The sequence below is a fragment of the Campylobacter concisus genome (assembly GCF_902460845.1).
Lineage (GTDB): Bacteria > Campylobacterota > Campylobacteria > Campylobacterales > Campylobacteraceae > Campylobacter_A > Campylobacter_A concisus_X.
Genome location: NZ_CABPVS010000003.1, coordinates 258,353 through 269,661, shown reverse-complemented (window position 1 = coordinate 269,661; position 11,309 = coordinate 258,353). Strand labels below are relative to the sequence as shown.

The 11,309-nt window shown below is 37.6% G+C and carries 12 protein-coding genes, 2 tRNA genes and 1 other RNA gene; 10 read left to right on the top strand and 5 right to left on the bottom strand.

The features are described 5' to 3' along the window. The first annotated feature begins 2 nt into the window (after positions 1-2). From F3H00_RS04455 to F3H00_RS04415, 9 genes are all read left to right on the top strand, one after another. Positions 3-566, top strand: coding sequence for a 4Fe-4S dicluster domain-containing protein (locus F3H00_RS04455; protein ID WP_072595164.1), 564 nt, complete (start codon positions 3-5; stop codon positions 564-566). Then, positions 559-1,494 carry an NrfD/PsrC family molybdoenzyme membrane anchor subunit gene (gene nrfD, locus F3H00_RS04450; RefSeq protein ID WP_148800162.1) on the top strand — a complete coding sequence of 312 codons (936 nt, stop codon included), beginning with the start codon at positions 559-561 and terminating at the stop codon, positions 1,492-1,494. The genes F3H00_RS04455 and nrfD overlap by 8 nt, the downstream gene beginning before the upstream one ends. A 90-nt stretch (positions 1,495-1,584) precedes the next feature. Next, a complete protein-coding gene (locus F3H00_RS04445) occupies positions 1,585-2,253 on the top strand; it encodes a response regulator transcription factor (protein ID WP_021091644.1) in 669 nt (222 codons plus the stop codon). Next, a complete protein-coding gene (locus tag F3H00_RS04440) occupies positions 2,237-3,343 on the top strand; it encodes a sensor histidine kinase (RefSeq protein WP_103576260.1) in 1,107 nt (368 codons plus the stop codon). The genes F3H00_RS04445 and F3H00_RS04440 overlap by 17 nt, the downstream gene beginning before the upstream one ends. Positions 3,344-3,392: 49 nt before the next feature. Then, positions 3,393-4,403 carry a Holliday junction branch migration DNA helicase RuvB gene (gene ruvB / locus F3H00_RS04435; RefSeq protein WP_021090089.1) on the top strand — a complete coding sequence of 337 codons (1,011 nt, stop codon included), beginning with the start codon at positions 3,393-3,395 and terminating at the stop codon, positions 4,401-4,403. Between the two features lie 23 nt (positions 4,404-4,426). Beyond that, the gene (locus F3H00_RS04430) at positions 4,427-5,506 is read left to right on the top strand and encodes a cytochrome C (protein WP_148800156.1); all 1,080 of its coding nucleotides are present in this window, start codon (positions 4,427-4,429) and stop codon (positions 5,504-5,506) included. A gap of 216 nt (positions 5,507-5,722) precedes the next feature. Next, positions 5,723-6,763, top strand: coding sequence for an AI-2E family transporter (locus F3H00_RS04425; protein WP_148800153.1), 1,041 nt, complete (start codon positions 5,723-5,725; stop codon positions 6,761-6,763). Between the two features lie 14 nt (positions 6,764-6,777). Continuing rightward, positions 6,778-7,149: an HIT family protein gene (locus tag F3H00_RS04420; protein WP_148800150.1), complete on the top strand. Its 372-nt coding sequence runs from the start codon at positions 6,778-6,780 to the stop codon at positions 7,147-7,149. After that, positions 7,142-8,029 (top strand): cache domain-containing protein, encoded by an 888-nt coding sequence (locus F3H00_RS04415; RefSeq protein ID WP_149703725.1) that lies wholly within the window; start codon positions 7,142-7,144, stop codon positions 8,027-8,029. Before F3H00_RS04420 ends, F3H00_RS04415 begins: the two co-directional genes overlap by 8 nt. A 43-nt stretch (positions 8,030-8,072) precedes the next feature. On the opposite strand, the gene ssrA is transcribed toward F3H00_RS04415, so the two are convergent. Both ssrA and F3H00_RS04405 read right to left on the bottom strand, forming a co-directional pair. Continuing rightward, positions 8,073-8,431: a transfer-messenger RNA gene (gene ssrA / locus F3H00_RS04410) on the bottom strand. A gap of 26 nt (positions 8,432-8,457) precedes the next feature. Beyond that, the gene (locus F3H00_RS04405) at positions 8,458-8,862 is read right to left on the bottom strand and encodes a histidine phosphotransferase (protein WP_035167557.1); all 405 of its coding nucleotides are present in this window, start codon (positions 8,860-8,862) and stop codon (positions 8,458-8,460) included. An 86-nt stretch (positions 8,863-8,948) separates the two neighbouring features. On the opposite strand from F3H00_RS04405, the gene panB reads away from it, so the two are divergent. Next, a complete protein-coding gene (gene panB / locus F3H00_RS04400; RefSeq protein ID WP_148800144.1) occupies positions 8,949-9,758 on the top strand; it encodes a 3-methyl-2-oxobutanoate hydroxymethyltransferase in 810 nt (269 codons plus the stop codon). A 37-nt stretch (positions 9,759-9,795) separates the two neighbouring features. Here panB and F3H00_RS04395 read toward each other — a convergent pair whose 3' ends face one another. The 3 genes from F3H00_RS04395 to F3H00_RS04385 all read right to left on the bottom strand — a co-directional run bounded on the left by F3H00_RS04395 (position 9,796) and on the right by F3H00_RS04385 (position 11,228). Further along, positions 9,796-10,815, bottom strand: coding sequence for a bifunctional 3,4-dihydroxy-2-butanone 4-phosphate synthase/GTP cyclohydrolase II (locus F3H00_RS04395; RefSeq protein ID WP_148800141.1), 1,020 nt, complete (start codon positions 10,813-10,815; stop codon positions 9,796-9,798). 252 nt (positions 10,816-11,067) lie between these two features. Continuing rightward, positions 11,068-11,144 (bottom strand) — tRNA-Asp (locus tag F3H00_RS04390). A gap of 8 nt (positions 11,145-11,152) precedes the next feature. Beyond that, positions 11,153-11,228, bottom strand: a tRNA-Val gene (locus tag F3H00_RS04385). Between the last annotated feature and the right edge of the window lie 81 nt (positions 11,229-11,309).

The following is an 11,309-nucleotide window of genomic DNA, read 5'->3' as shown; positions in this document are numbered from 1 at the left end:
AAATGAAAAAATATATGATGATACATGATGAAAATTTATGCATCGGCTGTCAAGGCTGCTCGGTAGCTTGCAGAAGTGCAAACAACGTGCCGAGGGGGCTTTACCGCTTGCAGGTGCATGCGAAGATGAGTGGGACATTTCCAAATTTAAAGACTGACTTTTTACGTCAAAGTTGCGTTATGTGCGAAGATGCACCTTGTGTTGAGGTTTGCCCAACTGGCGCTAGCTTTAAAACAGCTGACGGCGTTACGCTGCTTGATCATAGAATTTGTGTTAGTTGCAAATACTGCATCCTAGCCTGTCCATACGACGCTCGCTACGTCTTACCAAATGGCGAGATAGGCAAATGCACATTTTGCTATGAGAGTAGGCTAGAAGAGGGCAAAGAGCCAGCTTGCGTTAGCGTCTGCCCTACAAATGCCCTAACTTTTGGCGATGTAAATGATGAAAATTCTAAAATTTCAAAGAAATTAAAAGAGAGTAAATACTACTTGCCAAAAGCGGAGCTAAATACAAAACCTTCACTTGCGATGATCGCAAATACAAAAGGAGCACACCATGAATAACATGTCAGGAAGCCTAGCTCAATACTCTGAAATTTACTGGGGTTGGCCGATAGCCGTTTATCTATTTTTAGCAGGACTTAGTGCGGGTGCTAGCATCGTTGCTGTGCTTATTTCAAAAAAATATGGCAAAGAGAATTATTACTTTAAAGCAGCTGCTCTTATCGCTCCAGTGGCGATCGTCCTTGGACTTGCTCTTTTGGTGCTTGATCTTGGCAAGCCGCTTAGCTTTTACTGGATACTTTTGCTTTACAACTTCGACTCGGTCATGTCAATAGGCGTTGCACTGCTTCTAGTCTATACGCCTCTTAGCGTTATATACGCGCTTGGTGCATTTAAAAACGAGATTGCAATGCTTAAAATTTCTCTTTTTGACGTGGTTGCAAATTTTGCTAGCAAGCTTTCAAACCTACTTGAAATTTTGCTTTTTATCCTAGGCATTGGCGTTGGTGCATATACAGGTTTTTTGCTAAGTGCAGCTCACAAGATCGCACTTTGGAATACATCGGTCTTGCCGGTATTATTTTTAGTATCAGGCTTGAGTTGTGCTGGTGCATTTACGCTACTTGTTGGCGTGCTAAAAGATAAGGCAAAAAGACAAAACGATATTGCACACTATTTATTAAAATTTGATTTTTTTGCGATTATTGCCGAGTTTTTGCTCATAGTTGCTCTGTTTATGGTTGTAAAAAGTGCAAGCACAAGTGGTGCGGAGAGCGTAGCAAACGCGCTTAGCGCAAATTCTCTTGGGCTAATGTTTTATATTGGCGTTATTGGTTTTGGTATGGCTTTGCCTATCATTTTAGACTTAAGCGTTTTAAAGATGCATGATTTTAAACGCGAATTTGCCGTGATCAACGCATTATTCGTAATATGTGGCGTCTTTTTGCTAAGGTATTACATTGTCTATGCAGGGCAAATTTTTATTTAATGCTTAAAAAATAATTTTAATTTTGAATTTACCTATTAAATATTACAATAGGGCTAAATCTTAATAAAACTTATTTTTTAGGAGAGAGATTTGAAAATTTTACTTTTAGAAGATGATTTAGGGTTTCAAGAGAGCGTCTGTGAGTTTTTACAGACGCTTGGTTATGAAGTTACAGCGGTGAGCGATGGCCAAGAGGCGTGTGATCTGATAGAGAAAAATTTCTATCATCTTTTTATACTTGATATAAAAGTCCCTGGTGTAAATGGACATGAAGTTATCAAGTACATAAGGAGTTTAAATCCAAACGCTCCTATCATGATAACAACATCTTTAGTTGATATAGGCGATATGGCTATTGGCTATGAGCTTGGCTGTAATGAATACCTAAAAAAGCCATTTGAGCTTGCTGAGCTTAAATTTAGAGTAACTGAGCTTATGAGAAAATACTATGGTACTGATGATAAGAACATAGTAAAGATCAATGACGAGTTTAGCTTTAATCTAAACAAGCGTGCGCTATTTAAAAACGGCAAAATGGTCGATCTTAGTGCAAAAGAAGTCGCACTTGTTGAGTGTCTAGTTTCACATCTAAATTCTTACGTCAGCATGGAAGAACTAAGAGATCTTGTCTGGAATGACAAAGAAATAGAAGGCGCTGATATTAGAATGCACGTTTTAAAGATAAGAAACAAAACAACTAGTGACTTTATCACTTCAAAGAGGCGTATAGGCTATAAGATAGATGCACAAGAGCTTTAAGGTTCAGATCATAGCGACATTTGTGATAATGTCGCTTTTTTGTTTTCAAAGCTTTGTGATCTTAAATTTAAGTCAAAAAAATAGCACTTCAAAAGCTCTTTTTGGTGCGATGAAGCATGAAACTATTATCAAAAATTCGTTTTTAAAAAATGAAAATATAACTCCTTCTTTAAATTATAAATTTGCGATCTATGATGTAAATTTTAATCCAATTATTTCAAATCTCTCCAGGCAGCCAAGCAACTTTAAATTTGTAACACTTGAAGAAAATGGCTGCTTGTTTTATAAAAGCTTTTTTATAAAGGATAAAACGCCTTATTACATTGTCGTTGAAAAAGAGCTTGATAATGAAAAAAGTATATTTCTAGCGGCACTTATGCTCCTTGTCATCCTTGTAGCGGTGCTTTTTATCGTATATTTCTTATATCTAAGCAGCGTTAAGCCTTATAAAGAGTTTCAAAAATATATGAATAACTTCTTTAACGACGCCATGCATGAGCTAAAGACTCCACTTGGTGTAGCTGGTATGAATCTTGAGATGCTTGGGCTTGAAAACAAGTATATAACTCGCATCAAAAACGCCCTAAAACAGATGCAAATAACCTACGAAGATGTCGAGTATTTCATAAAGCGAGGCTATATCAAATTCCCACTTGAGAGGCTAAATTTAGGCGACTACGTCAAAGAGCGAGTGAAATTTCTCTCAAGCGTGGCTGATGTCAAGCACATCGTGGTAAAGACAAATTTGGCAAGCGATGCATTTACTATGCTAAGCAAGGTCGAAGCTCAGCGTATCATCGACAACACCATCACAAACGCTATAAAATACAGTCAAAAAGAGAGCGAGATACTAATAAATTTAAGCTTTGAGAATGAGCGCATAAAGCTTAGCGTGCAAGACTTTGGCAAGGGGATAAAGGACGTCAAAAAGGTCTGGAAAAGATACGTCAGAGAGGATGAAATCCAAGGCGGCTTTGGCCTTGGGCTAAATATCGTCAGTGAAATTTGCCAAAAACATGGCATTACATACGGCGTTGATAGCGTCTACGGCGAGGGTAGCACCTTTTATTATAAATTTAAACGAGCTTAAATTAAGCATAAAAGCGTAAAATGAAGCCTTAAATTTAGAAGGAAAAACTTTGGATAGAATCGTTGAAATCGAAAAAGTAAGCTTTGAAAATGACTTTGAAGTCTCACTTAGACCGACAAAATTTGAAGACTACATCGGACAAGAAAAGATCAAGCAAAATTTAGATGTCTTTATAAAAGCAGCCAAAAAGCGAAATGAATGCCTAGATCACGTGCTATTTTACGGCCCTCCAGGACTTGGTAAAACAACCCTTGCTCACATCATAGCAAACGAAATGGGCGTGAGTATCAAAATGACCGCAGCACCGATGATAGAAAAGAGTGGCGACCTGGCGGCAATCCTTACAAATTTACAAGAGGGCGACGTGCTTTTTATCGATGAGATCCACCGCCTAAGCCCAGCTATTGAGGAGGTGCTTTACCCTGCGATGGAGGACTTTAGGCTAGACATTATCATAGGCTCAGGACCAGCTGCCCAGACTATCAAGATAGACTTGCCAAAATTTACGCTAATAGGCGCAACGACGCGTGCTGGCATGATCTCAGCGCCTTTAAGAGACCGCTTTGGGATGGATTTTAGACTCCAGTTTTATACAAGTAGCGAGCTAAGCCGTATCGTACAGATCGCCTCAGCTAAGCTTGGTAAAGAGTGCGACAAAAACGCCTCTTTAGAGATCGCCAAACGCTCACGTGCCACGCCTAGGATCGCTCTTAGGCTATTAAAGCGAATTCGCGACTTTGCTGAGGTAAATGACGAGCAAATCATCAGCCACGAGCGCGCAAAAGAGGGACTTAACGCACTTGGTGTAAATTCGCTTGGATTTGACGAGATGGATATTAGGTATTTAGAAATTTTGATGCAAGCAAGGCGCCGTCCTATGGGACTTAGCACGATTGCAGCAGCACTTAGCGAGGACGAGGGCACGGTTGAGGACGTCATCGAGCCATACCTGCTTGCAAATGGCTTTATCGAGCGCACTGCAAAGGGTAGAATCGCGAGTGCGAAGTGCTTTGAAACCTTTAACGTCAAGATAGATATCGAAAAAGGGCTTTTTGAGTAGCGAAATTTAAATTTGGAGCAAAAATGGGCGAGCCATATCTTTGTCCTAAGTGCGAGCAAAGGACGATTTACTTTGACGGGATCTGCTATGATTGCAGGCAAAAAGAGAAGTTGGAGTTTTATCAAGGCTTAAGCGAAGATGAGATCAAACAAAAGCTAAAAAATGTCCTAGCTCACACAGACGAGATAGGCAAATATGATGAAATTTATAGCGATCTTGTCTATATTTTCTACCTACACGGCATTTGTGATGAGCAGATAATAAGAGAAGTGACCAAGCAGGGCGAGTACTACCCATTTGAAATTTACAAAAACGCCCCAAGCGACGTGAGAGATGAGCTCATAAATAGGCTTAATGGCGCTGAAAATATCGTAAAAATAAATCACATCCTTTGCGCACTTGCCTGGCAGGGCGATGAGGTGGTAAGGGAGCTATTTTTTAAGCTCTATAATGCGCCAAAGCCTTGGAGGGCGAAGCTTCATGTTGATATGGACGGATATGCGCAGGTTGCTGGCTGGAGCTTTGACGAGAGTGGCAAGAGAAGAAGCCTAGTTTTTGATAAATGTTTTACATGTGGGCCAAGCCAAAATGCAGATGCAAGCATTAAATTTAAAGCACTAAGCGATGAAAAATGTAAATTTTGTAGCGGTGAGATGCTGGAATTTATCATCAAAAAAGAGAGTCTAAAGCGACTTGGACTAGAGCTAAAAAACGATGCTGTGCTTAAATTTTGCCCAACATGCGTTGGCCTTGTGCAGTACTTTTGCCAAAATGATGACAATAGCGTGCAAACAGAGGTAGTAGGCGAGGGTGATAGCGAAGATTATTTAAGAGATGCTGTGGCAACGCTCGATGGGCAAAATTTCGAGCTAGCTAGCGAGGTTTGCGCTCACTACTCATATATGATAGATAGCGAAATTTTGCTTGGTGGATATCCGCAGTGGGAGCAAGATGCTGAGCATTTAAAATGTCCAAAATGTAGCAAAAGCATGAAATATCTAGCACAAATTCCTCTTGGCGCGTTGATAGACGGCGAGGGCACGATCTATATGCAAATTTGTGATAAGTGCGAGATCGTCGGGGCAAATTTTCAGTGCACGTAAAAGGCTAAATTTGTAGGAGCTTTTGAGCTAGAAATTTTGCGTAAAACTATAAATTTATCTAAATTTACTAAGCGCCAGTAGCATGCTGAAAATACCCAAAGCCTAGCCACACTTGCTAGCTTTGCAAGCTTGATGGCAAAGAGATTGAGCAAATTTGGGAAGCAAATGAGCAGCTTTGATAAATTTGCTATAATTACCCCATTTTAAGGGAGCGAGATGAACAATAGACTATTTTTTGGAATTTTTGTATTTTGCGCTTTAGCTTTGGTGGTCTATCTTTTTAAACCATATCTGCTTGATATTTTTATCGCAGCACTGCTTGCTGTCGCGGTTTCGAATGTCCAAATCGCATTTTTATCGCTCACTAAAAACCGCAAGACGCTTTCATCGGCTCTTACCACGTCGGTGCTTCTTTGCTTATTTATCGCCCCACTTCTTTATGCAGTGGTTGAGATCGCAAAATACGCAGCTGGCTTTGATATAAACAATGTCACAAAGACTATCGAATTTATCAAAAATTATGATTTTAGGATGCCTGAGTCGATAAATTTTTTAGAGCCAAAGATAAAAGAATTTATCGGCGGACTTGATATTAAGATGCTTTTTTCTCAACTTGCGACAAATCTTGCAAGTCTAGGTAAGTTAAGCCTTAAATTTGGCTTTGATATGATTATTATTTTGGTCTTTTTCTTCTTTTGTAATCTTTATGGCAATGAACTAATCAGCTATCTAAAATATGCACTTCCGCTAAAACAAGATGACACAGAGTCTATTTTAAGCGAAGTTGGCAACGTGATGAGTGTGGTTTTTTATTCAACTATCGCAAATATGATAATCCAAGGCTTTTTATTTGCTATTATCACAAGCTTTTACGGCTATGACGGCGTGCTAACTGGCATCTTTTTTAGCTTTGCTTCGCTTATTCCAGTTGTTGGCGGTATTTTGGCATGGGGGCCTATTAGCATTTATGAGTTTGCAAATGGCAACACAGCAGCAGCGATAACTATCGCAATTTATACGATCGTAGTGATCTCATTTGCAGCTGATACGCTTTTAAAGCCACTTGTTATTAAATTTATAAACTCGAAGCTGGTTAAAATACCAACAAAGATAAATGAGCTTCTTATATTCTTTGCGATGCTTGCAGGTATCACGACATTTGGGTTTTGGGGCGTGATCCTTGGACCAGCGATCGTGACATTTTTTATCTCGACTATTAAGCTTTATACGCTTTTAAGAGAGAGAAATTTTGTATAAAAATAGGAACAAATATGATCTATAAAGATAAATTTATAAAAATCGAGCGTGAAGACAATGAACTTCCATGGATAAAAATTTTTACCATTAAGCCATTTCGTGAGCTAAGCGATTGTGATGAAGCGAGTAGAGCCAGGCTATTTGAAGCGATGCTTATAAGCGAAAAGGCGATGCTTGAGTTTTATAAACCAACCAAAATAAACATTGCAAGCTTTGGAAACTACGTGCCACACGTGCATATACATGTTATTGCTAGATTTAGTGATGACGCATTTTTTCCAGATAGTGTTTGGGCTAATCCAAAAAGAAAAAGCGAGCTTGCGTTACCAGAATTTGATAAATTTGCAAAATTTTTAGAAGAAAAGCTAAGGGCTAGTTTTGAATAAATATAAAAAATATCTTAATTTCTATATCGTTTTTATCTTTATCATAGTGCTTGGAGGGCTTTTTTACTTTCTTTACAGCTCTTATATGGCTGAAAAGATGCAAAATAATATGCGAGTCTTTTTTGATTACCAGGTAAAACAGCTTAATAAAAGTATAGATGATGAGAAATTTTCATCAATGGCGATCTCTATCTTGCTTGCTCAAAATGAATCCATACAAATATGCTTGCTAGGGCAAAGCCGCGATGAATGTATAAAAAATATCGAAAATTTAACCAAAACCCTTGGTGCAGCTTCGATGTATAACAACATTAAGCTTCACATTTATGATAAAGATCTAAAAAGCTATGTAAGGAGTTGGGATCTAAACAGATATGGCGATATGATCGCTAGTAGTAGGTTTTTAGTGCAAGAGTCAAGGCATCAAAACAAGCCCATGGTCGGTATCGAGGCGTGGTATGCCGGAACGCATCTAAGGGCTGTCTCAAACGTAGTACGTGATGGTAAAATTATTGGCAACATCGAGGTTTTGTTAAATTTTGACTCACTTGGAAATTATTTTAAAAAGCAAGGAATTGATCTATTTGTTCTTTTAGCTAAAGACAAGATGCCATCACGTAAAAGCATTCCAAGTGATCAAATTTTAAATGATTATTACATCGAAAATTTAAGCAGTGCAAATTTAAATATAGTAGGTTTTTTGCGTGATATTAATTTTAAAGAATATGAATTTTACGTTTATAAAACGCACTACTTTTGCGTGGTACCATTAATAGACGCTAGCAACACACAGATAGGTTACTACGTGCTTCATGTAAATACTAATGAAAAAGAGCGAAATATTTCACAAAATTATTTTGAGTCAGAAGAACTCTTTTAATTTAATCTATTTAATAAAAAATTATTTGTATTTTAGATAAAAATGGTGGAAGCGAGGGGGATCGAACCCCTGTCCAAAAACAAAATGCATACAGCCTCTACACGCTTAGCAAAAGTGAAAATTTCATCTAAAAAGGCTCACTTTCCAAAACCAAAATTTAGACTAAGACTAAAATTTCAGCTAGCAAGCAGTCACTTTGCGAGCCTATTCTAGCTAAATTACTTGCTTTTGTCCTAGCTAGAATTAGACTAAGCAAGGCTCAACTGAACTTACGCAGCTTTAGCGTAAGCAGGAGCGAAATTAACGTTGTTTGCGTTTAAATTTAATTTGAGCTTTTTACGCTTTGCTCAAAGCGACGTGCCACCGTATACACTCTGCTCCTGTCGAAGCCAAGTCGCTCCCAAAAAATAAAATGGTTAGTGAATTATTTAGTTAAGTTTTGCAGGCACATCAATGATTTTTGGCTCAAGAACGCTAAAATATTCAAAATCGTTCTCGACGTCATCTTTATATTTATTAAACTGATCACTAATAAGCAGCAACCAATCTATAAATTTATCATTTGCTGGACCCTTTAGACTTCTTGCCTCTTGAGTTATCTCTTCAGCTAAAGTTGTAAGCTTTAGTATCGGATCAAGATGCATGAATCCTGCTGCTGATTTAATATTATGAAAAATCCTAGTAAGCTCTAAGATACTATCTTTATATTTATCAGCTCTTCCTAAATTTATTATCAAAGGCTCGAGTAAATCGCACATTAAAGCATAGTGAGATAAAAATTCTTCAACTATGTCATAAGAGTAATCTATTTCAAGCCTTTTTAATATACCCATTTTTATGTCCTTAAGAAATTGGCGTAATTGTAGCAAAAATTTGATAAAATTGTTAGCCTTTTAGCTAAAAATCCTTGGAGCTTGCAATGAAAAATGAAAAAACTCAGAAGAAAAAACTAAGCATAAATGATATAAAAAATAAAAAAGGCATTGAGCCTATTGTAATGATAACTGCCTATGATGCGTTATTTGCTAAGCTTTTTGATGATTATGCTGATATTATTTTGGTTGGCGATAGCTTAAATATGAGTTTTAATATGCAAGAAAGCACGATAAGTGCGGACATGAATACCATGCTTTATCATACAAAGGCAGTTTGTAATGGAGCTAAAAATACTTTTATCATGGCCGATATGCCATTTGGCAGCTACACAAATGAAAAGCAAGCTATAAAAAATGCGATGAAATTTTTCAAACAAACAAATGCCGATGCGGTAAAGCTCGAAGTTGGCATGCGCCAAGTAAATTTAGTGAAGCGCCTTTGTGAAGAGGGCATAAACGTTATGGCTCACATTGGCTTAAAGCCTCAGTTTTATAAATTTGAAGGTGGCTATAAGATAAAAGGTAGAAGCGAGATCGAGGCAAAAAAACTAATTGAAGAGGCTTTGGCGTTTGAGCAAGCTGGAGCATTTGGTATCTTACTTGAGGGCACGATGAGTGGCGTGGCCAGTGAGATAACAAAGCAAGTTCATGTACCAGTTATTGGTATCGGATCTGGAGTAAACGTCGATGGACAGGTGCTTGTATGGTCTGACATGCTTGGGTTTTTCGAAGACTTTAAACCAAAATTTGTAAAACGCTATCTTGATGGAGCGGATATTGTAAGAAAGAGTGTGCAATCCTACGCAAATGATGTAAAGAGCAAAATTTTTCCAAGTGAAGAATTTTGCTATTAGGACGATTAATATCCGCATTAAATAGAACATGGCAAAATTAAATTTCTTTATAGCCCTCTATATCAAGACCAAAGCCTGCAAGGCTTACAAATTCTTTATTTTTATTTGAGCTTAAAAGCTCAATCTCGCTTATACCAAAATACTTTAAAATTTGTGCCCCAATGCCATAATCTTTTTGTGAGCTTGCATCGCTTTTATTACTGTCTAAAAATAGTAACACTCCACCATTTTTACTTAAAAAATCCAACGACTTTAATAAATTATCAAATTTATCTCCGCTTAAAAGCTCATGATCTTTACTTATTTTTTGAAATTTTACATTAGTTTGCGCTTTTATCTCCCCGAAAATATAGGCAGCGTGATTTTTATTTTCGTGATCTTTTATGTCATATCTTTTTGCTTCAAAACCACAGATTTTTACACTCTTTGTGGGCGAAACTTCTATTAGGCTTTCGTGGCTAAGTCTGTATTCTACTAATTCAGAAACGCTTATCATATTTAGGTTAAATTTTTTACAGAATTCCTCCAGATAATCACGTCTTGCCATTGTGCCATCTTCTTTTACAATCTCGCAAATCGCTGCCATTGGACTAACGCCAGCAAGTTTGCAAAGATCAACTGATCCTTCAGTGTGACCTGTTCGAACGAGTACGCCGCCTTTTTTTGCAATAAGCGGAAATATATGCCCAGGCCTTACAAAATTTTCAGGCACTGAATCAGTATTAGCAGCAAGTCTAATCGTCATATCACGCTCATAAGCACTTACGCCTGTCGTTGCTTCCTTTGCATCAATCGTGACAGTAAATGCGGTTTCGTGACTAGATGTATTTTTAGAAACCATTAGCGGCAAATCAAGTCTTTTTGCGTTTGCTTCATCCATCGCAAGGCAAAGCACGCCTTTTGCATGAGTGATTGCAAAATTTACCTTTTGCATATCGCTGCTTGTCGCCGAAAAGACCAAGTCTCCTTCATTCTCACGGTCCTCATCGTCGACCATAATTACCATTTTGCCATTTTTTATATCTTCGATCGCTTTTAATACATTTTCAAATGCCATAAATTTCCCTTATTAATTTTTTACGATTATATTGATTTTTTGATAACTTAGAGATAAAAATATTAATTTTGATTTGTCTTGTATCAATTATTTAGAAATTTTAGATTAAATATATGCAATTTAGTGGCGATAACTTAGATTTTATTTTTAATTTGTCTTACGTATAAATTTTAAAAGCATAAATTTTTTAATAAAAACACTATTTTTAAGAATAGCAATAACTGGGAAAAATGGAAGTTAAAGAATAATAGATGGCGCAGCGGACGGGGCTCGAACCCGCGACCTCCGCCGTGACAGGGCGGCATTCTAACCAACTGAACTACCGCTGCACCTAAAATGGTGGTCGCTATAAGACTCGAACTTATGACATCCACCTTGTAAGGGTGGCGCTCTACCAACTGAGCTAAGCGACCTAAAATTTAAAAAATATCTGGCGACCCTTAGAGGATTTGAACCTCTGTTTCTACACAGAGAAAGTAGAGTCCTGAGCCACT

Coding starts and splice junctions, on each gene's coding strand:
- F3H00_RS04405 (WP_035167557.1), bottom strand. CDS start 8,862: ATGGGTATATTAAAAAGGCTTGAAATAGATTACTCTTATGACATAGTT.
- F3H00_RS04440 (WP_103576260.1), top strand. CDS start 2,237: ATGCACAAGAGCTTTAAGGTTCAGATCATAGCGACATTTGTGATAATG.
- F3H00_RS04425 (WP_148800153.1), top strand. CDS start 5,723: ATGAACAATAGACTATTTTTTGGAATTTTTGTATTTTGCGCTTTAGCT.
- F3H00_RS04455 (WP_072595164.1), top strand. CDS start 3: ATGAAAAAATATATGATGATACATGATGAAAATTTATGCATCGGCTGT.
- F3H00_RS04420 (WP_148800150.1), top strand. CDS start 6,778: ATGATCTATAAAGATAAATTTATAAAAATCGAGCGTGAAGACAATGAA.
- panB (WP_148800144.1), top strand. CDS start 8,949: ATGAAAAATGAAAAAACTCAGAAGAAAAAACTAAGCATAAATGATATA.
- F3H00_RS04430 (WP_148800156.1), top strand. CDS start 4,427: ATGGGCGAGCCATATCTTTGTCCTAAGTGCGAGCAAAGGACGATTTAC.
- F3H00_RS04395 (WP_148800141.1), bottom strand. CDS start 10,815: ATGGCATTTGAAAATGTATTAAAAGCGATCGAAGATATAAAAAATGGC.
- nrfD (WP_148800162.1), top strand. CDS start 559: ATGAATAACATGTCAGGAAGCCTAGCTCAATACTCTGAAATTTACTGG.